Origin of the sequence: Bacillus sp. DU-106 (assembly GCF_004799705.1) — a bacterium.
Taxonomy (GTDB): Bacteria; Bacillota; Bacilli; order Bacillales; family Bacillaceae_G; genus Bacillus_A; species Bacillus_A cereus.
This window is the reverse complement of record NZ_CP026607.1, coordinates 5,294,509-5,320,077: the sequence shown is the minus strand read 5'-3', so window position 1 is coordinate 5,320,077 and position 25,569 is coordinate 5,294,509. Positions and strand designations below refer to the sequence as shown.

Here is a 25,569-nt window from a genome sequence, read left to right as displayed (position 1 = left end):
GTATATCCTTTCTAAATGTATTTGCTAGGAAAGGATATATTGTGGAAAGCTTACCAGGTCAAGGAAGAATTTTTTTGAGAAGGGGAAAATGAGATGACAAATATAAGAAAGATTGCTGAACTTGCTGGAGTATCTGTTTCAACTGTTTCACGTGTACTAAATAATCATCCGTACGTAAATGAACAGAAACGAAAAGAAATTTTAGCGATTATAGAAGAATTAAATTACACGCAAAACGTGAATGCAATTCATTTAGTGAAAGGAAAAACGAATGTAATTGGCGTTTTATTGCCACACGTAAATGATCAATATTATAGCGCTATTATCGAGGGGATATCAAAAGAGACAGCAAAGAATAATTATAATATGATGCTTTGCCAGACGAATTATAGTGAAGAAAGAGAACTAGAAATTTTGAATATGTTAAAAATGAAAAAGCTTGATGGGGTTATTATTTGTTCTCGGACAAATAGTAAGGAGAAGCTTGAAGAATATACGAAATTCGGCCCGATTGTTATGTGTGAAGAAATAGATTCGAAGTATATTTCAAGTGTCCATATCGATTACTACAAAGTATTTTCACGTGGGATGAAAAGCTTAATAGATGCCGGTCATACACGTATTGGATATTGTATTGGAAGAAGTAATAGCGTTAATAGCCAAAGACGAAAGAAGGCGTACGAAGATTCGCTTCAACAGAGTATCGTAACATCGTTAGAGACCTGGAAATTTGAGGGATGTTTTACAGTGGAAGATGGACGCAATGTAATTAGAGAATGGGCTCATATGTCAGTAAAACCGACGGCGTTCCTTGTATCTTGTAACCATATTGCAGCGGGGATGGTTACAGAAGCAAAAAAACAAGGAGTTCGTATTCCAGAGGATATTACGATTATCGGGTGTGATGATCAAGAGGTGGCAGATATATTGGGTATAACGACGATTTCGCATTCTAGTAAAAACGTTGGAGTGAAAGCGTTTGAATTATTATATGAAAAGATTAATGAAGAGAAATTAGATGTGAAGCATATAGAGTTATTACCAGAGTTAATAGATAGAGAAACGACATAATTGAGAAGGTGTGAAAATCGCTTTTCAAAATTTCGTTTGGTATAATTATGGACAATCTATGAGGGCTAAAAGGGGTTTTGATATGAGATCAAAAGTAGTAAAAGTAATTCTACTCATTACAATTGCATCTTTCTGTTTATTTGCATATGGCTTTGTTTCAGGTGTAAATGATGTATTAAATCCGAAAGCTTCAAATTTAATTAAAAAGACCGATGTAGTGGCAAAAGAGAAAAAGAAAACGGGAACGTTACAAATCGTTAGTTTAGGTGATTCATTAACGCGTGGCGTTGGTGATAAAGAAGGAATTGGCTATGTTGGGCGAATGAAAGAGGATTTACAAAAAGATTATAAGCAAAAAATTGCATTAACAAATTTAGCAGTTAGTGGTGCAAAAATGCCCGATTTATTAAAACAAATTGAAAGTAATGGCGCTCAATATTCAATTAAGCAAGCAGATGTAATTGTGTTAACGATTGGTGGAAATGATTTGTTCCCAGGCTGGGAATCACTTGGGAAAATAGATTTAGAGACGTATCGTCCTGACACAGAGACGTTTCAAAATGAAGCAAAGAAAATTATAGAAGAAATTCGTAAATTAAATACAGATAGTCCGATTTTTTGGCTTGGTTTATATAATCCTTTTGAAGATGTAGAAGATTTAAAAGGGTCTTCAAACATTGTTGTGGACTGGAATGCATCTTTAGAGAAATTAGCGCTAAACGATAAAAATGTGTATATTACACCGACATTTGATTTATTCCAAAACCGCGGGAAAGATTTATTATACTCTGATCATTTTCATCCGAACGAAGTAGGTTATACGTATATGGCAGAACGTTTAGTTCAAAATGTTGTAAGTAAATTAAAACTAGAACAAGGAGGGGTAAAATGACGACGATACTTTCTGTACGAGACTTGAAGAAGGTAATTGGAAAGAAGACTCTTGTAGAGAATATTTCCTTTGATGTAAAGCAAGGAGAAGTGTTCGGGTTCTTAGGACCAAATGGTGCTGGGAAGACGACTACCATTCGAATGTTAGTCGGATTGATTAAGGCGACAGAAGGTACGATTTCTATCGGTGGTTATTCGATTAAGGAAAATTTCAGAGAAGCGATGCGTCAAATTGGGAGTATCGTTGAAAACCCAGAGTTGTATACATATTTAACAGGATGGGAAAATTTAAAGCAATTTGCTCGTATGTTAGGTGATATATCAGATGAACGTATTATTGAAATTGCTGAAATGGTTCATTTAGATGAAAGAATTCATGACAAGGTAAAAACGTACTCACTTGGTATGAAACAACGCCTTGGAATTGCGCAGGCGCTCCTTGGAAATCCGAAATTGCTCATATTAGATGAGCCAACGAATGGTTTAGATCCAGCAGGGATTAGAGAACTTAGGGAATTTATACATAAGCTTGTAAAAGAAGAAAATATGAGCGTGTTTATTTCAAGTCACTTGCTAAGTGAAGTGCAAATGATATGCGATCGCGTTGCTATTATTCATAAAGGAAAGATGATAACAGTTGCCAAGGTTGAAGAATTAATTAAAACAGCAAGTGATCGTGTAGAATGGATTGTTACACCGATTTCTAAGGCGAAAGATATGCTAGAAGCGGCCGAGGAAATAAGAGAAGTGAGTGTAAAAGGCGAGCGATTACTATGCCGCATGGATATTGCATCTATAAGTAGTTGGAATAAAAAATTTGTAGAAAATGAAATAGATGTACATAGCGTTAAGGAGCTTGTATTTACGCTAGAAGATTTATTTATTGAACTCACAAGGGGTGAGCAGCATGCGTGAATTTGCGAATCTAGTTTTAAATGAATCAGAAAAGATTTACCGCAAGAAACGTATTTTTGTTGTCATGCTTATTTTAGCAATCTTGATCCCGCTTTTTGTGTATGCGCAGTATCGTGAAATAGAAACGACACAAAAAAGACTCGGTACAACTGATTGGAAGGTTTCATTGCAACAGCAAATTGTTGATTCTCAGAACCGGTTGAACAATTCTAGGTTGCCAGAAGAATGGCGTGATTGGTTAAAGGTAAGAGTTGAGCAACAACAATATTATTTAGATCATGATATTAATCCGATGGCACCGGGTGCACCGACTTTTGTCAGAGCATTTATTGAACAAGGAATTACATTATTTATTCCGCTTCTCGTAATGATTGTCGCCATTGATATCGTTTCAGGAGAACGAAGTGATGGGACGATGAAGATGTTACTTACGCGGCCGATTCGGCGCTGGAAAATACTCCTTAGTAAATACGTGACGATGTTATTTTTCATTTCGCTCATACTGTTTCTTGTAGGTTTGTTTGCTTACATATTATCAGGGCTTGTATTTGGGTACTCGGGATGGAATTTACCTGTTTTAACAGGATTCGTCATTGATAAGGAAACGTTAAATACGAACTTTGTACATCTTATTCCGCAGTGGCAATACATCTTAATGGCGTATGGACTAGCCTGGTTTGTTGCTATCGTTGTCGGAACTATATCATTTATGGTCTCTGTTTTAATTCGTAATACACCAGCTGGTATGGGCGTTATGCTAGCTGCATTAATTGCAGGCGGTATTTTAAGCTCGTTCGCAACATCTTGGGAAGGCGCCAAATATATTTTTAGTGTGAATTTATCATTAACGGATTATTTATCAGGAAAATTACCTGCATTACAAGGTTTATCGATGGGGTTTTCTTTGATGAATTTAACTGTTTGGGCAGTTATTTCTCTTGTTATTTCGTTCGTAGTATTTACAAGACAGGATATGGTGAATTAATTAGACAGGAAGTGACAGTATGGAAAATGTTTTAAAGAATGATTGGGAGCCACTATTGGCACCAGAATTCGAGAAAGAGTATTATCTTACTCTATCCAGTTTTTTGACAGAAGAATACAGCACGCATGTTGTTTATCCGAAGGTAGAAGATATTTTTAACGCTCTTCAGTATACAAGTTATGAAAATACAAAGGTTGTCATTTTAGGGCAAGATCCATATCATGGACCGAATCAAGCGCATGGTTTAAGCTTTTCTGTGCAACCTGGTGTTAAAACACCACCGTCATTGTTAAATATGTATAAAGAACTTCGAGATGAATATGGTTATGAAATCCCGAATAACGGTTATTTAGTAAAATGGGCGGAACAAGGAGTATTATTACTAAATACCGTATTAACAGTTCGTCAAGGCGAAGCAAATTCTCATAAGGGAAAAGGATGGGAGCACTTCACAGATCGTGTAATTGAACTGTTGAACGAACGTGAAAAGCCAGTTATTTTCATATTGTGGGGGCGCCATGCGCAGGCGAAGAAGAAATTAATTACGAATCCGAATCATCATATTATCGAATCTGTACATCCAAGCCCATTATCGGCAAGACGTGGTTTCTTTGGTAGTAAGCCATATTCTAAAATAAATACGATTTTAGCTAATATGGGCGAAAGAGAAATTGATTGGGAAATTCCAAATTTATAAATAGAAAAGGTAGTTAACAGTTGTTAACTACCTTTTTATTATCATTGTTGCTCGTTCTTTAATTTTGCATCTAGTACAAAAGTACCAAATGGGATAACTGATGAAACGAATGCTCCAAGTGCCCATAAAATTGATTTACGGTGTACGATTGTTACTTGAATTACTGCAAAGATGAATAGAATAAATAGAACACCATGAGCCATGCCTGTAATTTTAACAGCTGTTGCAAATCCTGCAAAATATTTCAATGGCATTGCTACAAATAATAGTAATAGGAAAGAAATACCCTCAACTAGTCCAATTGCTCTTAATCGTCCGATTGGTGTAGATAACATAAAGTAGCCTCCTTTAACGTATGCTTGTATATAGTAAATTTGTATTCTTTTTCAAAATAAAATAGTCTATTTTGTTTCATTATATACAAAAAGAAAGTTTACACTACGAGAATAGTACAAAGTTCAAAATATAGTCACAAAAGCATGAGAATTTAAATAAAAACCTATTTGAAGTATTTGACTTCAAATAGGTTTTGTGAATGAAAATATTAAACAAGTACATCCGTTTTTAAAACGAATTTCTCTACAACTTTTGCAACACCATCGTTCATATTTGTATCTGTTACGTAGTTCGCAATTTCTTTAATATCATCAGGTGCATTGCCCATTGCAACGCCAAGACCAGCAAATTCAATCATTGCTTGGTCGTTATAGCTATCGCCCATTGCGATAACTTCTTCACGCTTAATGCCAAGCTTTTGAATCAGTTTGTTTAAGCTCGTTCCTTTTGTAACACCGGCTTCAGTAAATTCTAAGAAGAATGGTTTCGAACGCATCACGCTTAATTGGCCTTCTAGTTGTTGTTGAAGTTTCTTTTCAACTTCAACAAGGCGTTCAGCTTCTTTATTCATTAATACTTTTACTACAGGCTCTTTAACTGCGGCTTTAAAGTCATCTACTACAACAATTGGCATACCAGTAATATCGCCCTCAATTTCAGTATAAGGATTATTTTCTTCCGTTACGATATCATCGCCCATATAAGTATGAATCCATACATCTTCAGTTTTACTAATTTCAAATAGGTTGTGAACGATTTCAGGAGATAGTGTACTACTAAAGATTTCTTCGTTTGTTTTACAGTTAATAATTTTTGCGCCATTAAAAGATAGAATGAAACTGCCGTATTCTTCTAAGCGAAGTTCTTTGGCTACATTGCGCATACCAAACGTTGGACGTCCAGAAGCAAGTACAACCTTTACCCCTTGCTCTTGTGCAGTCATTAACGCTTCTTTCGTACGAGGTGAAATAGTATGGTCATCACGTAATAAAGTATCATCTAAATCTAAAACAATCATTTTATAAGTCATATAGAAAATTCCTTTCTTTAATTGAAATCAAAATACATGTTCATGAAGATGTTGAGGAATAATAGTAAGACATCAAACCTCTTTGAAAAGAAGTAGATAAATTATTATGAGTTGTTGCTCATAATATTGGTTAATAATCATTGGGGAAGAATAAAACCCCAATGATTAAAGTTTGATTTTATCGTAACAACTCTAAAGGTAGAGTGCAATAATGGAAGTTTTCCAATTTACGATATTTGTTTTGCAGCGGAACGAGAAAATAGTATTTCTAGCAAGATTGCCATTACAGATCCAAGAACGAGACCATTACTTAAAAACGATGCTAGAAATGGTGGAAGTGTGGAATATGCTCCTGCTGGAACAAACATAACTCCGACTCCTGTAAAGATTGAAAGACCGGCTACTTTAAATAATCGTTCTTTATCCTGGACAGTTTCGTATTCTCGAAAGGCGAGACCAATCATGCTTGCGAATACAGGATAAATAGCGGCATAACCAACTGCAACAGGGATTGCTGCAAAGAATGAAGTAATCTTTGGAAATATACTAACGACAATAATAAAGCTTGACCCTAATATAAACGGGAGACGTTTATAAATATTAGTCGTTGCAATAAAACCTGCTGATCCAGAAATAGCGACAGGCCCAATAGCTGAAAATAGGCCGCCTAGCAATTGGTTGATTCCTGTTATAATGCCAGCTTGTTTAAAACGATCTGATGCAGCGTTTTCTTCATATTTAGAGACAACCTTTTGTACAACGCGAATACTTGCTAACATATTTGTTAGAAGTAAGAGTGTAACGAAAATGACCGTAATTACCATGTTCCATTCAACACGAGGCATTCCGAAAACAAATAAGGATGGAAAACGGATTATGTCTGTCACTGGTGTTATTGGATTAGATAATCCGAAACATGCGAATAATATCCAGCCGCATACGATACTGAAAAGAACGGAATATTGTCCAATAATAGGTAGCTTCATGATGAAAAAGGATAGTAAAATAACAATGAGTGAAAGAATAAATACGTTAGGTTGTACTTCTGTATGTTTTCCATCAAGGCCAAACATTCCCTTTAAGAAGGAGCCACTAAGCTGCGCAACAAGAAGAAATAAATACGTTCCAATGACTGTCGGTGTAAAATAGCGAACGAGTTTATCAATAAGTCCAAAAACGCTAAGAATAATACAAATAATACCGCTTAATAAGAAAGCATATTGAAGAACTTTAAGTGTCTCATTGCTTGATCCAAATAATACGACGCCTAAACTCGCATAAAGGGAGAAAATTCCCCACCAAAGGCCAGCAGGACCTTCTTGAATAGGAAGTTTATGCCCAAATATAGCTTGCAAGAGACCAGCAAAGCCTAGAACAAATAATGTTCTTTGTACGAATGCAATGGCTTCAGCGCCATCAAGACCATAACTAGTTGCGACACTAATTGGTACAATAAGGCTTCCAGCTAAAATAAATAGTGCCCATTGTAAGGCGGAAAGAAATGTCTTCATTATATCAACCTCTTTCATAGATTCCGTATCTAGTATATACGTATTTTATTTCCACTGGCAAAGATTGTAGATAGAGAAAAGAGTTGAAACACGGTATGAATGCACGTAAGCAATTATGGATAGCAGTTATATGTATGACTTTTGTTGTAATTCTAGGAACGATAGGATTTATGACGATTGAAGAGATTAGTTTGTTTCAAGCATTTTGGATGACAATGATTACTGTATTGACTGTTGGATACGGAGATGCTGTTCCTGTAACGCAAGCGGGGAAAGTATTTGCGCTTCTTATTATTCCTGTTGGCGTAGGTATTGTTACGTATGCAATTGGGGTAGTGGCAGCTATGATTATTGAAGGGAATTTATTTCATGCAGTACGGAGGAAGAAGATGGATAAACAAATAGCGCAGTTGAAAAATCATATTATAGTATGTGGTTGCGGTAGAGTGGGGCTTCAAGTTGTACATGAATTGCAAGAAAAGAATATTCCATTTGTCGTTGTTGATAAAGATGAAAGTATATTGGAACAGGAAAAGCTTTTATTTGTACATGGAGATGCAACGGAAGATCAAGTATTACATAATGCCGGAATTTTAAAAGCAGCTGGTTTAGTTGCTATTGTTGCAAATGATGCCGAAAATGTATTTATTACATTAACAGCAAGAGGGTTAAACGATACGATTAAAATTGTGGCGAGATCTGAAAAGCCAGAAACTGAAGAGAAATTAAGGCGCGCCGGTGCAAATAAGGTTATTAATCCATCTAGTATGGCAGGTATTCATATCGCAAAAGGTATTGCAAATCCATTAACCGTTCATTATATTGATACAGTGTTGTATGGAATAGAACAGTCATTTGTCATTGAAGAAATTCTAGTTGGAAAAGATTCAATATTAGTTGGTAAATCGTTACTAGAGAGTAATGTAAGGAATCAGTTTGATGTAACAATATTAGCGATTTCAAGAAATGGGGATATTATACATAATCCAGCAGGGCAGGAAAAATTGAAAGAACGTGATATGATAATAGTATTTGGTTCAGTAGAGAAATTGGGGCAATTCGAGAAAGAATTACAAAGTACGAGGTGAGAAGGAATGCAAATATCTAGCGACAAGATTTTAAATAAAATGGCGAATGAAATTGCGAAGGCAAAAAGTAGTGAAGGACAAAAGTCAAAAGAACATTTATTAGTTGTGCGTGCTTTATGTGACTTATTATTAGATGAACAAGTTGAAACATCTACATATAGAGAACCGCAAATTCCATCACAAGTAATTGGATCACAACCAGTAACAACTATGCAACCAATTGCACCTGTTTCTGGGGAGCCAGTATATATAAAAGAAAGTGATGCAAACGGTAATTCTTTATTTGATTTTTAGAAGATAAATCGTTTGGCTTATATGCAAAAATTGCTTATGATAAAGGTAAAAAAGGGGAATTAAGATGAAAATTTTCTTTTTACTAGGTTGTATTGCAGCGGGGCTATCTGTTGCATTAGGGGCCTTTGGAGCACACGGTTTAGAAAATAAAATTTCTGCAAAAATGTTAGAAGTGTGGAAAACAGGCGTTACATATCAAATGTTTCATGCAGGTGGACTATTCGTAGTTGCTTTATTGATGGATAAGGTTCAATCATCACTTTTAACTACTGCTGGTTGGCTAATGGTAGCTGGAATTATTATGTTCTCAGGTAGTTTGTATGCATTAAGTACGACAGGTATTAAGTTCTTTGGTCCAATTACACCTCTTGGTGGTGTAGCGTTTATTGTGGCGTGGATCCTAGTAGGGACTGCAGTTGTAAAAGGATTATAAAAAAACAAAAGCTGGCATTTGCCAGCTTTTTTTATGGTCTTGGAGTATAAGTTGCTTGTTGACTAGGTAAATACGTAATTTCTTCTGGAAATTCTACGTAATCTAAGTAGATCATTAGTAGTAAATAGCGTTTTCCTGATTGCGGTTCACTAATAACGATATGGTCACGGCCAGCTGCTTCAATAATACCTGTATAAGATTGTGTGCCAAGGGAACTGCCACGTTCATAGGTCATTACAACCGTAGCTTGCTTACCTTTGTTTAAACGAAGGATATTTTCAATATAGGATTGCTCTAGAGGTAACATGCCTTGAGAAATTGCATATTGAGCTTGCGCAGCTTGAGCTGTTTGTTGTTGCATCGCTTGCTGCTGTTGTTGAGTCATTTGTTGCGGTTGTACATAAGTTCCAGATGGTTGATAAAAACCTGTTCCATAGTATGGATTTTGTTGCTGTGCCATTCAAAAATCCCTCCTCATTTTTATTCCTTAATATACGCTAGGGCAGTCTCCAGCAGATGGCTGGAAGAAGCAGTGCTTTTTAAAGCGACCAGAGTTTTGTTGGTTATACCAAGTTGGTGGACAAGGACCTTCAGGTCTAAAGAACCATAAGGCAAAGTTGGCAGGCCAAAAACGTTGCCCTTGAATGGTCCGTCTCGCTAGGGCAATATCTTGTTCGCGTGCCCGTTGATAAAAATATCCTTTTTGCGTTGCTTCAAAACCGCCGGGGTTTTGATAAACCATTTGACGTAAATTACGAATGCTTTTAAAGTCTAAACAATTTCCGCGGACACGATTTACCCCAACGTTTCCGACCATTAACATTCCTTGTTGCCCTTCTCCTTCGGCTTCAGCACGCATCAGTCTAGCCAACAACTTTACATCTTCTTCGTTATAAGCAATAACGCCCATTATGTGTCACCTCTCTTTTTGTAATACCTTTTGGAAAGAGGTTTATCCCGCATTAACGGGCAGTAAGACTCCTGCCCTAAAATTTGGTTGAAGTAAAGAAATTAGATGGGAGATCAAACTGCCCGTAAACGCCCGATTGGTTCAACTAATAATCAGCGGGGGATTCCCCCACTGATTAAAGTTTTACTTTATCTCTAGATGAAGTGTGGAACAATTACTAGTTCATACGTATGAGGAAAAGGACTCAGATATGACAACCAAACGAAGTTTTACATTGAGAGTGGAAAATAAAAAAAGCTAGCGTGAGCCAGCTTTTTTATTAAAAAACTCTAGACCATAAGTTTGAGAAGAAATCACCAATAGAGCGCATTGTTAACACAAACCAATTTGCTTTTTCAACTTCCTCTGTCGTTTTTGCAGTAACTTTCATACTTTTACTACCGTCTAAGAAACCATATTTATCAGTTGATTCTAAAGTAATTGAGCCTACTTTGGTATCTTTCTTAATAGGTGCAACTAAATGTCCATCTTCAGAAAGAGATTTATCTAATTCAGTTCCAATTTTATAAGGCTCTTTGCTACCTTTTTTCGCAATTACTGTTATTTCTTTTTCGGGTGCAACAGTTACTTGGTCTTCTTTCCCTTTTACTACAGAGATTGTATTGTTTTTATTAACTTTTAGTTTTTGTTTTTCAAAGTTATTAAATCCATATTCGATTAATTCACGAGATTCCGTGAAACGTTCATCCATTGATTTTGTTTTAATAATAACCGAGATAAGACGTACATCACCACGTTTAGCAGTAATGGTAAATCCGTATCCAGCTGTATCAGAACTTCCGGTTTTTAAACCATCAGTACCTTCATAAGCGAAAGCAGCTCCTGGTAACATCCAATTCCAGTTTTCCATACGAATTGGTTTTGGGTGATTGTCTGGGAAGTTTCTAAATCTTTGTTTTGTATCCTCTAGCATTTCTGGATACTTTGTAATCATTGCTTTTGAAAGCATACCCATATCACGAGCTGACATAGAGTTTTCTGCATTTGGATCAGTACCCTCAGGATGTTTTCCTTTTAAGTCAGCGTTATTTAAGCCAGTAGCGTTTACAAATTTATATTTCTTTAATCCTAGCTTTTTAGCATGTTCATTTGCAAGATTTAAGAAGTTTTTCTCACTTCCTGCAAGAAGTTCTGCTAAAGCAATACTAGATCCATTTGCAGAGAATATAACAATAGAATGATATAATTCTTTTACAGTATATTGACGTCCTTTTTCGAACGGTACATTAGAGAATTCATTATTACGAGAGACTTCATAAGCGTAATCAGAAATATTTACTTTCGTATCCCATGTGATTTTTCCTTCTTTAATTGCTTCTAAAACAGCGTAAACAACAATTAATTTTGACATACTAGCAATAGCTAGCAATTCATCTGGATTTTGCTCGTGAAGTATTTTTCCTGTATCTGCATCAAATAAAAGTGCAGCCGCCGCCTCAATATGTATTTTTTCTTCCGCATGGGATGTTGTTACTCCTAAGGAAGAAATTGACAATACAAGCAATAGTAAAATAGACAAGATTTTTTTCATATAGATTATCACCTTCGCATCGTTATTTAGCATATAGCTCGTATCATTTTAGCATATCTTTACATATAAAAAGGTTACAATTTTACAAGAAATTTGAAAAAATGTTGGTTTTTCTTCAAAAGTGTAGAAAAAAGGAGATTTTTGAGGATAAATATAGAGAAGAATAAAAAAAGGAACGAATTTCGTTCCTTTTCACCATTTATATGTGTAAAAATTTCTCTACTTTTTCGTCTGGTAAAATGTTTCCAACGAAGAATGTTCCAAATTCACCATAACGAGCACTTACTTCATCGAAGCGCATTTCGTATATAAGTTTCTTAAATTGAAGAACATCGTCAGCGAATAATGTTACGCCCCATTCGAAATCGTCGAATCCAACAGATCCTGAAATCACTTGGCGTACTTTACCTGCGTATTGACGACCAATTTTACTATGGCTGTACATCATTTTTTTACGTTCTTCCATAGGAAGCATGTACCAGTTGTCATCACCTTGGCGACGCTTATCCATTGGATAGAAGCAAATATGATTTGCTTTCGGTAATTCAGGATATAAACGAGCTAAAATTTGCGGGTTTTGGTATGGATCCTCATCAGCTGGAAGGTAGTTGCTTAATTCAACAACAGATACGTAAGAATATGCAGGAACCATATATTCAGCTAAAGTTGTTTTATTCAATTCTGTCTCAATTTCATTTAACTCTTCCATTGTTGGACGTAAAATCATAAGCATAATATCAGCTTTTTGGCCAACAACTGTATACATTGCGTGACTACCTTTTTTCGCAGTAGCTACTTCGTTCCATTTTTCAACGACATTTAAAAATTCAGACACTGCTTGTCCGCGTTCGTCGCTAGATAATGTTTTCCATGCAGCCCAATCAATAGAACGTAAATCATGTAAACAATACCAGCCATCTAACGTTGTTGTTGCTTCACTCATTCTATTCACCTCAGTTAATGATAGTTTTACACGTTAACTATAGCATATATAGTTTTAAAATCATCTATATAAAACCTTGGCGCATAAAATTGTCACATTTAAGTGTTTAAGCAAGGTGAATTTAACGGCTGAATTTTATGAAAATATAATCATTTTTATTTTATCTATTTTTTGGGAGCTATAAGTTTAAAATATAGAAGAAAAGCAGTATTCTTAAAGATAGAGTTTTTTTAACATATGTAGGAGGGTTTATTCGTGAGCAACTTATTTACAACAGTAAAAGAAAAAGTTCAAGGAAAAGGCATTTCTATCGTACTTCCTGAAGGAACTGATGAAAGAATTTTAGGCGCTGCAGAGCGTTTAGCAAAAGAAGAGTTAGTAAAACCAATCTTAGTTGGTAATAAGGAAGAAATTAGCGCAAAAGCTGCTAGCATGAATTTAACATTAGCAGGCGTTGATATTTACGACCCAGCTACATACGAAGAAATGGATGCAATGGTAGCATCTTTCGTTGAACGCCGTAAAGGTAAAGCAACTGAAGAAGACGCTCGCAAAATCCTTAAAGACGAAAACTACTTCGGTACAATGCTTGTATACATGGGCAAAGCACACGGTTTAGTAAGTGGTGCAGCTCACTCTACAGCTGATACAGTTCGTCCAGCACTTCAAATTATTAAAACAAAACCAGGCGTTACAAAAACTTCTGGCGTATTCATCATGGTACGTGAAGAAGAGAAATATGTATTCGCTGATTGCGCAATTAACATTGCACCAAACAGCCAAGATTTAGCTGAAATCGGTATCGAAAGTGCGAAAACTGCTGAGTTATTCGGCATTGATCCACGCGTTGCTATGTTAAGCTTCTCTACAAAAGGTTCTGCGAAATCTCCAGAAACAGAAAAAGTTGTAGAAGCAACTCGCATTGCAAAAGAAATGGCTCCTGAGTTAACTTTAGATGGAGAATTCCAATTCGATGCTGCATTCGTACCATCTGTAGCTGAGAAAAAAGCTCCAGGTTCTACAATTAAAGGTGATGCTAACGTATTCGTATTCCCAAGCTTAGAAGCTGGTAATATTGGCTACAAAATCGCTCAACGTTTAGGTAACTTCGAAGCAGTAGGACCAATCTTACAAGGCTTAAACATGCCTGTAAATGATCTGTCTCGTGGATGTAACGAAGAAGAAGTGTACAAGTTAGCTTTAATTACAGCAGCTCAAGCACTTTAATTCTATAATGAATTGAAATAAAGACCGTCGCTATAATAGCGACGGTCTTTATTTTTCTAAGCCAAGTGCTTTATTATTACGATCAATAATACGTTGTAAATTCGTCTCATATAAAGGAATCTCATCTATTGTTAATTGAGATGGTGTTAACTTTGGAGCGAATTGCTGCAATGTTTTTAAAAGACGCATCATTAAATCTTGTACTGTAATGGTTTCGCCAAGTAATTCTGAGAGTGAGGCCATCGTACTTGGTACAATTTCAGGGTACGTAAAGCGTGTTTCTTCTCCTTGAATTGCTAGGTTGTAGAAATCACGAATGAGTGCGGCACGCTCAGAGCCACTTCCGGTAGCACAGAGATAAATTTGGACAGCGACCCCCCCGCGAATACGACGTTGTGAAATACCAGCGAATTTTTGATCGCGAATACTTAAGTCATAACTACCAGGACAGTAAGAGCCAACAATTTCTTTTGCCTCGATAGTAACGTCGTAATCCTTTAACATCTCCTTAATCAAATGCCACATTGTATCGTATCCAAGATCAATATCGATACCTTTTTCTGTTTCTTGGAATAAAAGTGATACGTTTAAAACACCTTCATCAAGCACGACTGCAAGCCCGCCAGAATTACGAACAATAACATTGAAGTTGTGTTGTTTTAAAAAAGAAATACCTTCTTCTAAATGCGGAAGGCGTGAATCTTGAATGCCAAGGACAATTGTATTGTGATGAACCCAAGAACGCATTGTTGCGGCTGACTTGCCATTTCCAATGCTTGTGCATAATGTGTCATCCATTGCGAATGACTGAAGTGCATGGAATGTTGGTCCCAAACTAGACTGATCTACAATGCGCCACTCTGGCTGAGATAAAATGGAACGGGAATTGCTCATATAACTAACCCCTTATCTTTAAAATGACAATCTCTATTATAGCAAAAAATGAAGAATGGAGTTTTCTCACATATAAAGGGGGAGCTTAAAGGTGAAATAATAAAAAGGATGCATTGCATGCATCCTTCTTATTCTGCAATTTTTTCTAAATTACCGTTTCGGTCCATTCGGAAAGATGTTTGAGAACGTTCTTCGTCATCCATGACTGCCAATTTACGAGCACGGTTCATAATGTTCATAAGTGTTTCGTAATCTTCTTGTACAGTATGAGATTGCTTTTCTAATTTTTCTAGTTTCTTTTCTAGTTCCTCATTCCGAAGGATTTGTGCTTTAATTTCTTGTTTCAATCTCGTATTCTCGTTTTCAAGAGCTGTCACTTTTATATTTGAAGATCCGACTGTTTGTAAAAAATAAATAACATCTTGCATTGTCATAGAGCTTCTTGCAGCAGGAGCAGTAGATTCTTGATATGGAATAGCTTCTTTATATTGTACGATTGATTCTTCTTGTACTAATTCTTCATAATCAGTTATCGAATCTGAAGCTGGTGGTGTATAAAGTAAACGTTTTTTCGCTTGTTCACCGCTTGCAGCACGCATTTTATCTTTACGATGTTTTTTTGCTAGTTGAAGAGCTTGTTCATAGCTATAGCGAACAACAGCATTCCAGCGGAAACCACAAGCAGCAGATGTACGATTTAACTGATCCCCTACTTCCTCAAATGCATTTAATTGCGTACTTCCTTCTCTAACATGACGAAGTACCGTTTCAGCAAGTAATAAATCATCCTCATCTGTCCAAGCATCTTGTCTTACTTTCATAGATTCAACTCCCTTTCTTTTTATGAACTTCCTATTTTTATAATGGGCAAAAAAATAAACTTTTATACAAAGCTTTTAAAAATATGGTAGATTTCGATGAAAGGTAAAAATTTTCCCATGAATGGTGAGCGCTTCTGTAGGAGAGCATATAAATATGTATCATTATGTAGAGAATAGGCTTTGTAGGGAAACTTGCAACGAGCTTCAAAGAGCGGTAAAATACCATTTAGTGTTTATTTTTAAATGTACTTGAGAAAAGTTTAAAATAGAGGAAGTGTTATGTAATGGGAAACGAGTTTCGCGTGTGCGATGACTGTCAGGCAACGAACATTAAAACGTTAGTTCCGAAGTTAAAAAAAGTAGATTCATGTGCAACGATTGAAGTTGGATGTCAGTCTTACTGTGGTCCTGGTCGTAAAAAATCATTCGCATTTGTAAATAACCGTCCAGTTGCGGCTCCAACAGAAGATGAGTTAATCGTGAAAATTGAAGCGAAGTTAAATAAGTAAGAAAAAGAAGAGTGAAAAGATTACTCTTCTTTTTTTATGCCCATAAGAGGAATGATTTATTCTGCGAAAGTACTCTTGTGTGGACGAACATTTTCTAAAGGATGAACATAACTTTTGTATTAAAATACCAATTTGTATAAATTTATATTTCAAAATAATGGTTGACAGTCTTTTAAAGCGATAGGTAGAATAGAAGTGTCTGATTCTGAGAATCATTATCAGGGAAATAACAATTCACCTAATTTTTTTATTACTATTTGAGAATAAATTTCATTTCAATAAATATATGTTGTTGGTTAGGATGGTTGAGGGATGGAAGCGAGCGCAAGCAGTATAGAACAGCAAGAAGAGAATGTTAAAGAGATTAAGAGCAGACCGCTCATCGCTTCTATTATTTTAGTAGCGGGTACAATTTTGTTAGCTTTAAGCATGGCAGTTTCTATTTCTTTTGGGGCTGCAGATATTAGTTTAAAGACTGTATGGCAAGCTGTATTTCAGTTTGATGGATCTATTACACATCATAACGTAATTCAAGAGCTTCGCATGCCTAGAGCAATAGGGGGCGTAGTTGCAGGTGCCTTTTTAGCGGTATCAGGAGCAATTATGCAAGGTATGACGCGAAATCCACTTGCTTCACCATCGTTAATGGGGATTACAGATGGAGCTGTATTTGGAATTGCAATTATGTATGCATTTTTCCCTAATTCACCTTATTTAATGTTTGTTATCGCATCTTTTATTGGAGCTGCGTTTGGTGCAAGCATTGTATATGGAATTGGATCTTCTTCACCAGGTGGATTAACACCTGTGAAATTAGCTTTAGCAGGTGCAGCTATTAGTGCTTTATTAGGGGCAATTTCATCTGGAATCGCATTGTATTTCAATCTTGCCCAAGAGGTGAGTATGTGGAATGCAGGCGGAGTCGCTGGAGTGAAATGGCAAAGTATTAATATGTTAGTGCCAATTGGCCTTATTTGTCTTTTTATCGCAATTATGATGTCGAGATATATTACAATTTTGAGCTTCGGTGAAGAAATTGCGATTGGACTTGGTCAAAATACGACATTGATTAAATTTATCGGAACAGTACTTGTTCTTGTTTTAACGGGTTCCGCAGTTTCCATGGCAGGATCAGTTGGATTTGTTGGTCTTGTAATTCCGCATATGACTCGTTTCCTCGTAGGCTCGGACTATAGATGGGTTATTCCATGTTCTGCGGTCTTAGGTGGGCTGTTAATTGAATGTGCAGATATGTTATCTCGCGTTATTAACCCGCCATTTGAAACGCCAATTGGAGCAATTACAGCGCTAATTGGGGTTCCATTCTTCCTCTACTTAGCACGTAATGAAGGGAGAGGAAAGATGTGAGGACGAGTGTCTTAACAAAAAAGAACATTTCTATATTAACGATTTTAGTAGGACTAATCGTTTCTATATTTCTTATTAGTTTAAATACAGGAACTTTTAAAATCCCGCCAATGGACGTATTAAAGTCATTGGTTGGACTAGGGGCTGAAGATCAGTCTGTTATTTTATTTGAATTCCGTATGCCGCGTATGGTAATTGCTATACTAGTCGGATCTGCTTTAGCTATGTCAGGCGCGATTTTGCAAGGTTTATCACGAAATCCTCTTGCTGATCCAGGTATTATAGGTATTAATGCTGGAGCGGGATTAACAGTTGTTATATTCGTCTACTTCTTCTTCGGGAAAGTAGGGACTGGTACATTTTTATCTGTATTCATTCTCCCATTCTTCGCACTAGTTGGAGCAATATTAGCAGCGGTAATTATTTATTTACTAGCATGGAAAGACGGCGTTTCATCGACTCGATTAATACTAGTCGGTATTGCCGTTGCAGCTGGATTTGGAGCTGTTAGTTTAATTTTCTCTATGAAGATGACATCTAACGATTTTCGTTTTGCTACGATTTGGCTGGCGGGAAGTCTATGGGGTACAGATTGGAAATTCGTATTAAGTGTACTTCCATGGATGGTTATTTTCTTACCGCTTGCTATAAGTAAAGCACACATATTAAATGTAATGAACCTAGGCGATTCTACAGCAGTTGGCCTTGGTGTAAACGTAGAAAAAGAAAGACGTAAATTATTATTTATTGCAGTTTGTTTAGCAGGGGCATCTGTTGCTGTTGCCGGCGGAATTGGCTTTATCGGTTTAATGGCCCCGCATTTAGCAAGGCGCCTTGTTGGTGGTAAACATCAAATTATGTTGCCCACAGCTGCGCTAATAGGAACGTTTTTACTTTTATTCGCAGACGTAATTTCAAGAAGTGTACTAACAACTTCAGAAATACCAGTCGGTCTTGTTATTTCTGTAATTGGTGCACCGTATTTTATTTATTTACTTATGAGGACAAAATAAAGGGAGGCTTTTCGTATGGCAACTTTAGCGGTGGATGCGGTATCGGTTGGCTATAATGAAGGTTTAATTATTGATGGATTAACAGTTGAAATTCCGGAAGGGAAAATTACAACAATTATTGGACCAAATGGTTGTGGGAAGTCCACATTATTAAAAACGGCGTCTCGTATTTTGAAGGCAAAGCAAGGTACTGTTTATCTTGACGGAAAAGCAATTGAGAAACAGCCAACGAAAGAAATTGCAAAGAAAATGGCGATTTTACCACAAACTGCAGAAGTGCCAACGGGTCTTACTGTATTTGAGCTTGTGTCATATGGAAGATTCCCTCATCAAAAAGGGTTTGGCACGTTGAAAGAAGAGGATTATCGCTATATTAACTGGGCACTTGAAGTGACAGGAATGAAAGAATTTGCGAATCGTCCAGCAGAAGCGCTATCAGGCGGTCAACGTCAACGTGTTTGGATTGCAATGGCTCTTGCACAAGGAACAGAATTACTTGTATTGGATGAACCAACGACGTACTTAGATATGGCTCATCAATTAGAAGTATTAAACTTATTGAAAAAGTTAAATGAAGAAGAAGGTAGAACGATTGTTATGGTTATCCATGACTTAAATCACGCTTCTCGTTTCTCCGATCATATGATTGCATTAAAAGCAGGTAAGTTAATGAAACAAGGAACGCCAGATGAAGTTATGACAAGTGAAACACTTCGTAACGTATTTGAGATTGAAGCTCAAATCGTTCCATGTCCAGTAAACTGTAAGCCAATTTGTTTAACATATGATTTAGCGATGATTAGTAATCAATTGCGTAAAAAAGCATAAGTAGAACCCCCTCGTGAAGAGGGGGACTTCTAATGGACGTTGAGCTTCTTATATAAGAATGGGAAGTTGAACGCCCGTTAGAATGGGTTATTAACAACAATTAATAAATATATATTAATTAATTGTTATATTTGTTTCTTATAGTTCGTTGTAACTTATAAGATAAATACAGCTAGAAGGAGTGGGAACATGAAGAATTTTAAAATGGCACTATTAGCAATGGTACTAGTTGTGACTTCTGTACTATTTGCAGCTTGTTCTAACAAAGAAGAAGAAAAGAAAGCAGATGCAAAGACTGAAGAGCGCACTGTAAAACATGCAAAAGGGGAAATTAAAATTCCTGCAAACCCAAAGAAAATTGCTGACCTTAGTGGTTCAACAGAAGAATTATTAATTTTCGGTATGAAACCGGTTATTACTGCTAATACATCTCAAGAAAAAATTGATGCACATATTGAAAAGAAACTAAAAGACGTTAAACCAGTTGGTTCTGCTTGGGGCGATAAAATTAACATCGAAGCAGTAGCTGCTGCAAAACCGGATTTAATTCTTGTAAATAATCGTCAAGAAAAGATTTATGATCAATTATCTAAAATTGCACCAACAGTTATGTTAAACACTCCATTAGATCAATGGCGTCCAAAATTTGAAGAAGTAGGTCAAATCTTCGGTAAAGAAAAAGAAACAACAGAATGGTTCAAAAAGTATGATGAAAAAGCAAGCAAATTACATGACAAAATCGTCGCTAAAACTGGTGAAGCAACATTTATGAAAATGGCTGCATATCCAAATGCTTTCCGCGTATACGGTGACTACGGTTACGGTAGCGTAATCTTTAATGATTTAAAACTACCAGCAGTTAAAGGTACACCAACTGATAAACCGTTAGTACAAGTACAAAAAGAAGCTTTAATCGATTACAACCCAGACTACTTATTCGTGTTTACAACTGGTGACGGTTCTCAGCGCTTGAAAGAATTCCAAGAAGAATCAATTTGGAAAAACATGAACGCTGTTAAAAACAACCACGTATTTACAATTAAAAATGAAGACTTAAACAAAGGTTACTTCCCACTTGGGAAAGATATGATCTTAGACGAAGTTGCTGAATTCGTTTTAGGTAAATAATGTATAAAGGAAATCACTTTTACTTCGGTAAAGGTGATTTTTTCTTTTTATAAAGGGAATTAATACAGTCTTTCATTTCTTTCTGTTTCTCATTTCGTTTATAATATAAAGTAAGAATGTAGTAAAGAAAGGGGGATGTCGGAAAGTGGTATATTTAAACGACAAACTCAGCGAAACAAAAGTGTTTAAAGACCCAGTACATAAATATGTGCACGTGCGTGATCGTGTTATTTGGGATTTAATCGGAACGAAAGAATTTCAACGCTTGCGCCGTATTAAGCAGCTTGGAACGACATTTTTTACATTTCACGGTGCAGAGCATAGTCGCTTTACTCATTCGTTAGGTGTATACGAAATTATTCGTCGTATGATTGATGATGTGTTTGATGGCAGACCAAATTGGAATGCTGAAGATAGATTGTTATGTTTATGTGCGGCATTACTTCATGATGTCGGTCACGGCCCATTTTCTCACTCGTTTGAAAAAGTATTTTCATTAGATCATGAGAAATTTACGCAAAAGATTATTGTTGGCAATACGGAGATTAATGATGTATTAAGTCGTGTTGATAAGGAGTTTCCACAAAAGGTAGCAGATGTAATTGCAAAAACGTCTACTAATAAATTAGCAATTAGTATGATTTCGAGCCAAATTGATGCGGATCGTATGGATTATTTATTAAGAGATGCTTATTTTACAGGCGTAAAGTACGGAAACTTCGATATGGAACGTATACTGCGTGTAATGCGCCCGTATGGGGATCAAGTAGTCATTAAAAATAGTGGTATGCATGCTGTTGAGCATTACATTATGAGTCGTTATCAAATGTATTGGCAAGTATATTTCCACCCAGTAACGCGAAGTGCAGAAGTTATTTTAACGAAGATTTTACACCGTGCGAAATCACTGCACGAGAAGTATTATACATTCAAAAATCATCCTGTTCATTTCTATTCTTTATTTGAAGAAGAAGTAACAGTAGAGGATTATTTAAAGTTAGACGAGAACGTTATGTATTACTACTTCCAAGTATGGCAGGAAGAAGAAGATCCAATTTTAAGCGATTTATGCCGCCGTTTTATGAATCGAAATCTATTTAAATATGTAGAGTTTACAGATAAACACGGTTTAGATAATTGGATGGAATTAAGTAGTTTATTTAAAAAGATTGGACTTGATCCGGAGTATTATTTAGTAGTTGATTCAACATCAGACTTACCGTATGACTTTTATCGTGCAGGAGAAGAAGAAGAGCGTCTACCAATCCTACTTCTTATGCCAAACGGAGAGCTTAGAGAGCTTTCACGTGAGTCGGATATTGTTGAGGCGATTACAGGTAAGAAAAGAACGGATCAAAAGCTATTCTATCCACATGATTTAATCTATGAAGATGGAAGAAAAGGAAAATATAAAGAGAGAATTATTGAGTTGTTAGAAGGAAAGAAATAAGAAGCAGCTAATGGCTGCTTCTTATGAAAAAACTTGAAATTATTTGTCGCTTAAGCGTTTTCCGCCAACTGCATAATGGTTTTTAGACATTTCTTCGATGAAAACAACGATGTTTTCTTCAGGAGCACCAGTTGTTTCGCTTACTGCTGCTGTTACTTTCTCAGCAAGAGCTTTCTTTTGTTCTTCTGTGCGTCCTTCTAGCATTTTCACTGTTACGTATGGCATGTACAATCGCTCCCTTTATGTAAGTTACACTCTTATTATAGCGGATTATGGGGAAGAACAATCGAAAAAACAAATAATTTCTTTTTTTGACATATGGAAGAGGAGATGAAGTATGGATCAGTTATTTAGATATCCATTGCACGAAATTCCGTTAGTAGCAATGGCAATTATTATTGCACTATCCGTTCATGAATTTGCACATGCATATGTTGCATATAAATTTGGGGACGATACAGCAAAGAGACAAGGGCGTTTAACGTTATCACCGATGGCCCATTTAGACCCTATCGGTTTGATTGCAGTATTAATTCTTGGATTCGGTTGGGCAAGACCAGTTCCTGTTAATCCATATAACTTTAAAAGACCGCGTCTGGCAGGTATATTAGTGTCAATTGCAGGGCCGATTAGTAACTTAATTTTAAGTGCAATTGGTTTAATTATTTGGTATAGCTTATTAAAATTTGGTGTATTATACTCAATTCCATCTGCAGTGGCAGATACGTTAGCTCAATTTTTCCAGATTTTTATTATGCTGAATATCGTTTTACTTGTATTTAACTTATTACCGATCCCGCCACTTGATGGATATCGAGTTGTGGAAGATTTAGCGCCAGCAAATATTCGCGCGAAAATGACACAGTATGAAAAATACGGGGCAATTGCGTTATTAATTCTCGTTATTACACCGCTTAGTAATTACACAATTCAACCTATTTTCCAGGTAGTTATTCCGCATGTATTTGTATTTTTAGACAGCATCATTGCGCCTATTTTTGGCCTTTTATAATTTTTAAGTGAGGAGGATTTTACATATGACAGAGAAAAAGAAAAAAATCGGTTTTAATATCGTGAAAAATGATTCAACAGATGGACATGGTGGATTTGGTGTTGGAGCATTAAGCTTAGAAAACATTTCACCCGTATTTGTTGATGTACTAGAGAAGACTGCATTCGTTGATATCGGTGCGATGCATGCGCGTAGTACTGTAGAAAAAGGTATTAAGTTTTTAACAAATAAAGATGAAGTTCCAAATGGAAAACCATTTTGGCTTGTTTGGGTAACAATTGAAAGAACTGCGACAGGTGCGTATTACGCAGGTGTAACAGCTTGTGAAATGACAGTTGACCGTGAGATTCGCCGCGGATATAAATCACTTCCAGAACACGTAAATAAAATGGATAAATCATTGAAGCGTCACATTATGGTTGACCATATGGATGAATCATCTAAAAAGGTACTTGGTACGTTCTTGAAAGAACATAATGAAGCGATTTGGAACGAATCTAGTGAAGAATTGCGCCGTGCATTATTAAGTGAATAAAAAATAGCTGACGGATGCCCGTCAGCTATTTTTTTACCAAGGAAGATATTTTTTCCACCAACTTGTTTTTTTCTTTTCTTCAGTTGTTTTTTCAAATTCTTCTTTATCATCGACGTGATCCATACAATATTCAGTCGGTTCGGTACCTTTAGCGAAATACATTTTCACAGAAATAGGACAATTTTTTGTAGCAATTTTACCGTTCTCTGGATTGATATTAACCGCTACGACGTCACTTGGTTGTTTAAATTCTTTTTTAGGCTGTCCATCTAAGCCCTTCTCCATCGTATCAGTCCATATTTTCTTCGCATACCCCTGTTCTGCTACGTTTGAAATAGATTTAGGTTGATCATATCCGACCCATACACCTGTTACGATTTGCGGAGTAAATCCGATCATCCAACTATCCGTTTCAGTAGAACCAGATTTGCCGGCATATGTTCTTGATAATTTTGATAACATCGATTGGCCAGTTACAGCAGCATAACTGCTTAGTTTCTTATTAAACATACCAGTCATCATTTCTTCCATTACAAACGCTTTGCTCTTGTCGAGAACTTGTTTACTCTCTAAATGAGCATCGTATAATATATTTCCTTCATGATCCATAATGCGGCGAATGAAAGTAGGTTTTACTTCTTTTCCACCGTTTGCGAACATGCTATAAGCGTTAACCATTTCAATTGGTTTTACTGGTGATGTACCGAGAGCTAGAGAAGGCACATCTTTTAATGCACTTTTAATTCCAAATTGTTTCGCTGTTTTTGCTAGCGTGTCATCTCCTAAAAACAAATTCGTTTTCACAGCATAAATGTTATCAGAGACTGCGAGAGCTTGTGCCATCGTTACGAAATCATCTGCATAATAATCTTTATAGTTCTTCGGTTTATACTTTGAAACGCCGTCACCTAGGGTGAATACAGTATATTCGCTTTTTAAGCGCGTAGCAGGCGTGAATCCTCGTTCTAATGCCGCATAATATAGAAATGGCTTAAATGTAGAACCAGGCTGACGAACGGCTTGTGTAGCCCTGTTAAATTGACTCATATTATAATCAGTTCCACCAACAAGAGCAGCCACTTCACCTGTCGTTGGATTCATAGAGACGAGAGCAGTTTGTATGTTTGTTGTGTCAGGTATATGATCTTTTACAGCTTGTTCTGCTACAGCTTGTAGTTTAGGGTCTAGCGTTGTATAAATTCGTAAGCCACCTCGTTGTAAAGCTTGTTCGTCTAATCCAACATCACGAAGAAGCGAAGCTTGTACAGCATCTTGGAAATATGGTGCGACCTCTGCTACTTTTTTCGTATCTAATGAGGCAAAAGTTAGTGTCTCTTTCTTCGCTAAGGTTGCTTGTTGCTTCGTAATATATCCTTGCTTCACCATTTCATCTAATATGAGAGCTTGTCGTCCTTTAGCGCGATCCTCTTTCAAAAAGGGAGAATAGACACTTGGCCCTTTCGGGATACCTGCCAGCATACTAGCTTCTGCTAATGTTAACTCTTTTGCCGTTTTATCGAAATATAGACGGGACGCAGCTTCGATGCCATAAGCGCCATGTCCGTAATAAATTGTATTTAAATATCCTTCTAAAATATGATTTTTATTATAGTTTACTTCAAGGCGGATAGTGTACATTGCCTCTAATAATTTTCGTTTCCACGTTTTATCATGATCTAAATACAGATTACGCGCGTATTGTTGTGTAATTGTACTAGCTCCTTGTACCTTTGCCATCGCTTTTAAATCAGCAACAATTGCACCTGCAATCCGTTTCACATCGAAGCCGTGATGTTTATAAAATCTTTGATCTTCAATAGAAAGGGTCGCTTCTTTTACATAAGGTGAAATTTCATTAAGAGAGACATTGTAACGTTTTTGAATTTCGTTACTTTGTCCAATAACAGTATCATCGTTTGCGTAAAAGACGCTTGTTTGCGGGACCGCAACAGGAGGAGGTCCCATAATTTTTGCAACTATAATAATAACAAAAAAAGAAAAAACGAAGAAAAGGACGCACGAAAACATTGCGGTGAAGAAAAGACGTTTATATTTTTTAAGTTTTGGATTCATAGTTTGATCCATCTTT

General features: G+C 36.4%; 28 protein-coding genes. 17 read left to right on the top strand and 11 right to left on the bottom strand.

Annotation, left to right across the window (positions count from 1 at the left end):
- Positions 1–93: 93 nt before the first annotated feature.
- From C3Y97_RS27220 to C3Y97_RS27200, 5 genes are read left to right on the top strand one after another with little or no spacing between them, the layout of a single operon-like run.
- Positions 94–1,071, top strand: a complete 978-nt coding sequence (locus C3Y97_RS27220; RefSeq protein ID WP_000181978.1) for a LacI family DNA-binding transcriptional regulator — start codon at positions 94–96, stop codon at positions 1,069–1,071.
- A 10-nt stretch (positions 1,072–1,081) separates the two neighbouring features.
- Positions 1,082–1,963, top strand: a complete 882-nt coding sequence (locus C3Y97_RS27215) for an SGNH/GDSL hydrolase family protein (protein ID WP_002022849.1) — start codon at positions 1,082–1,084, stop codon at positions 1,961–1,963.
- Positions 1,960–2,877, top strand: a complete 918-nt coding sequence (locus C3Y97_RS27210) for an ABC transporter ATP-binding protein (protein WP_048656341.1) — start codon at positions 1,960–1,962, stop codon at positions 2,875–2,877. Before C3Y97_RS27215 ends, C3Y97_RS27210 begins: the two co-directional genes overlap by 4 nt.
- A complete protein-coding gene (locus tag C3Y97_RS27205; protein WP_001206474.1) occupies positions 2,870–3,862 on the top strand; it encodes a DUF2705 family protein in 993 nt (330 codons plus the stop codon). Before C3Y97_RS27210 ends, C3Y97_RS27205 begins: the two co-directional genes overlap by 8 nt.
- Before the next feature lie 19 nt (positions 3,863–3,881).
- Positions 3,882–4,559, top strand: coding sequence for a uracil-DNA glycosylase (locus tag C3Y97_RS27200; protein ID WP_000432519.1), 678 nt, complete (start codon positions 3,882–3,884; stop codon positions 4,557–4,559).
- Between the two features lie 41 nt (positions 4,560–4,600).
- Here the strand turns inward: C3Y97_RS27200 and C3Y97_RS27195 are convergent, their stop codons facing one another.
- From C3Y97_RS27195 to C3Y97_RS27185, 3 genes are all read right to left on the bottom strand, one after another.
- Positions 4,601–4,894, bottom strand: coding sequence for a DUF3817 domain-containing protein (locus C3Y97_RS27195; protein WP_000953396.1), 294 nt, complete (start codon positions 4,892–4,894; stop codon positions 4,601–4,603).
- A 209-nt stretch (positions 4,895–5,103) separates the two neighbouring features.
- The gene (locus C3Y97_RS27190) at positions 5,104–5,925 is read right to left on the bottom strand and encodes a Cof-type HAD-IIB family hydrolase (RefSeq protein ID WP_000221387.1); all 822 of its coding nucleotides are present in this window, start codon (positions 5,923–5,925) and stop codon (positions 5,104–5,106) included.
- A 227-nt stretch (positions 5,926–6,152) separates the two neighbouring features.
- Complete coding sequence (locus C3Y97_RS27185; RefSeq protein WP_000847034.1) at positions 6,153–7,436, bottom strand: purine/pyrimidine permease; 1,284 nt, start codon at positions 7,434–7,436, stop codon at positions 6,153–6,155.
- A 95-nt stretch (positions 7,437–7,531) separates the two neighbouring features.
- On the opposite strand from C3Y97_RS27185, the gene C3Y97_RS27180 reads away from it, so the two are divergent.
- The 3 genes from C3Y97_RS27180 (at position 7,532) to C3Y97_RS27170 (ending at position 9,251) form a co-directional block, all read left to right on the top strand.
- Positions 7,532–8,524 carry a potassium channel family protein gene (locus tag C3Y97_RS27180; protein ID WP_000993980.1) on the top strand — a complete coding sequence of 331 codons (993 nt, stop codon included), beginning with the start codon at positions 7,532–7,534 and terminating at the stop codon, positions 8,522–8,524.
- Positions 8,525–8,530: 6 nt separating this feature from the next.
- On the top strand, positions 8,531–8,818 hold the full coding sequence (locus C3Y97_RS27175; RefSeq protein WP_001167352.1) for a YwdI family protein: 288 nt from the start codon (positions 8,531–8,533) through the stop codon (positions 8,816–8,818).
- 64 nt (positions 8,819–8,882) lie between these two features.
- A complete protein-coding gene (locus tag C3Y97_RS27170) occupies positions 8,883–9,251 on the top strand; it encodes a DUF423 domain-containing protein (protein ID WP_000688315.1) in 369 nt (122 codons plus the stop codon).
- Between the two features lie 31 nt (positions 9,252–9,282).
- Here the strand turns inward: C3Y97_RS27170 and gerQ are convergent, their stop codons facing one another.
- The 4 genes from gerQ to hemQ all read right to left on the bottom strand — a co-directional run bounded on the left by gerQ (position 9,283) and on the right by hemQ (position 12,695).
- Positions 9,283–9,711 carry a spore coat protein GerQ gene (gene gerQ / locus C3Y97_RS27165; RefSeq protein ID WP_000068652.1) on the bottom strand — a complete coding sequence of 143 codons (429 nt, stop codon included), beginning with the start codon at positions 9,709–9,711 and terminating at the stop codon, positions 9,283–9,285.
- Between the two features lie 27 nt (positions 9,712–9,738).
- The gene (gene cwlJ, locus C3Y97_RS27160; RefSeq protein ID WP_000538168.1) at positions 9,739–10,161 is read right to left on the bottom strand and encodes a cell wall hydrolase CwlJ; all 423 of its coding nucleotides are present in this window, start codon (positions 10,159–10,161) and stop codon (positions 9,739–9,741) included.
- A 319-nt stretch (positions 10,162–10,480) separates the two neighbouring features.
- Positions 10,481–11,752, bottom strand: a complete 1,272-nt coding sequence (locus C3Y97_RS27155; RefSeq protein ID WP_000722871.1) for a serine hydrolase — start codon at positions 11,750–11,752, stop codon at positions 10,481–10,483.
- A 199-nt stretch (positions 11,753–11,951) separates the two neighbouring features.
- Complete coding sequence (hemQ, locus tag C3Y97_RS27150) at positions 11,952–12,695, bottom strand: hydrogen peroxide-dependent heme synthase (protein ID WP_001287595.1); 744 nt, start codon at positions 12,693–12,695, stop codon at positions 11,952–11,954.
- Between the two features lie 255 nt (positions 12,696–12,950).
- Here hemQ and pta point away from each other — a divergent pair, with 255 nt between their 5' ends.
- The gene (pta, locus tag C3Y97_RS27145; protein WP_000067215.1) at positions 12,951–13,922 is read left to right on the top strand and encodes a phosphate acetyltransferase; all 972 of its coding nucleotides are present in this window, start codon (positions 12,951–12,953) and stop codon (positions 13,920–13,922) included.
- 48 nt (positions 13,923–13,970) lie between these two features.
- Here pta and lipL read toward each other — a convergent pair whose 3' ends face one another.
- Together lipL and C3Y97_RS27135 are read right to left on the bottom strand one after the other, a co-directional pair.
- Positions 13,971–14,816, bottom strand: coding sequence for an octanoyl-[GcvH]:protein N-octanoyltransferase (lipL, locus tag C3Y97_RS27140; protein WP_136363723.1), 846 nt, complete (start codon positions 14,814–14,816; stop codon positions 13,971–13,973).
- Between the two features lie 128 nt (positions 14,817–14,944).
- The gene (locus tag C3Y97_RS27135) at positions 14,945–15,637 is read right to left on the bottom strand and encodes an RsfA family transcriptional regulator (protein ID WP_000868358.1); all 693 of its coding nucleotides are present in this window, start codon (positions 15,635–15,637) and stop codon (positions 14,945–14,947) included.
- A gap of 284 nt (positions 15,638–15,921) precedes the next feature.
- Here C3Y97_RS27135 and C3Y97_RS27130 point away from each other — a divergent pair, with 284 nt between their 5' ends.
- From C3Y97_RS27130 to C3Y97_RS27105, 6 genes are all read left to right on the top strand, one after another.
- A complete protein-coding gene (locus C3Y97_RS27130; RefSeq protein WP_000526071.1) occupies positions 15,922–16,146 on the top strand; it encodes a YuzB family protein in 225 nt (74 codons plus the stop codon).
- A gap of 312 nt (positions 16,147–16,458) precedes the next feature.
- Positions 16,459–17,514 carry a FecCD family ABC transporter permease gene (locus C3Y97_RS27125; protein ID WP_000388293.1) on the top strand — a complete coding sequence of 352 codons (1,056 nt, stop codon included), beginning with the start codon at positions 16,459–16,461 and terminating at the stop codon, positions 17,512–17,514.
- The gene (locus C3Y97_RS27120) at positions 17,511–18,527 is read left to right on the top strand and encodes a FecCD family ABC transporter permease (RefSeq protein WP_001260757.1); all 1,017 of its coding nucleotides are present in this window, start codon (positions 17,511–17,513) and stop codon (positions 18,525–18,527) included. Before C3Y97_RS27125 ends, C3Y97_RS27120 begins: the two co-directional genes overlap by 4 nt.
- A 15-nt stretch (positions 18,528–18,542) precedes the next feature.
- Positions 18,543–19,355 (top strand): ABC transporter ATP-binding protein, encoded by an 813-nt coding sequence (locus C3Y97_RS27115; protein WP_000212068.1) that lies wholly within the window; start codon positions 18,543–18,545, stop codon positions 19,353–19,355.
- 189 nt (positions 19,356–19,544) lie between these two features.
- A complete protein-coding gene (locus tag C3Y97_RS27110) occupies positions 19,545–20,483 on the top strand; it encodes an ABC transporter substrate-binding protein (RefSeq protein ID WP_136363722.1) in 939 nt (312 codons plus the stop codon).
- 145 nt (positions 20,484–20,628) lie between these two features.
- On the top strand, positions 20,629–21,933 hold the full coding sequence (locus tag C3Y97_RS27105; RefSeq protein WP_000262741.1) for an HD domain-containing protein: 1,305 nt from the start codon (positions 20,629–20,631) through the stop codon (positions 21,931–21,933).
- A 39-nt stretch (positions 21,934–21,972) separates the two neighbouring features.
- Here the strand turns inward: C3Y97_RS27105 and C3Y97_RS27100 are convergent, their stop codons facing one another.
- On the bottom strand, positions 21,973–22,158 hold the full coding sequence (locus C3Y97_RS27100; RefSeq protein ID WP_001147171.1) for a 2-hydroxymuconate tautomerase: 186 nt from the start codon (positions 22,156–22,158) through the stop codon (positions 21,973–21,975).
- A 112-nt stretch (positions 22,159–22,270) separates the two neighbouring features.
- Between C3Y97_RS27100 and C3Y97_RS27095 the strand changes: the two genes are divergently transcribed.
- A complete protein-coding gene (locus C3Y97_RS27095; protein WP_000372445.1) occupies positions 22,271–22,945 on the top strand; it encodes a site-2 protease family protein in 675 nt (224 codons plus the stop codon).
- Between the two features lie 25 nt (positions 22,946–22,970).
- On the top strand, positions 22,971–23,480 hold the full coding sequence (locus tag C3Y97_RS27090; RefSeq protein ID WP_000136678.1) for a YwhD family protein: 510 nt from the start codon (positions 22,971–22,973) through the stop codon (positions 23,478–23,480).
- Between the two features lie 33 nt (positions 23,481–23,513).
- Here the strand turns inward: C3Y97_RS27090 and C3Y97_RS27085 are convergent, their stop codons facing one another.
- Entirely contained in the window at positions 23,514–25,565 is a 2,052-nt protein-coding gene (locus tag C3Y97_RS27085) for a transglycosylase domain-containing protein (RefSeq protein ID WP_000372958.1), read from the bottom strand.
- Positions 25,566–25,569 lie beyond the last annotated feature (4 nt).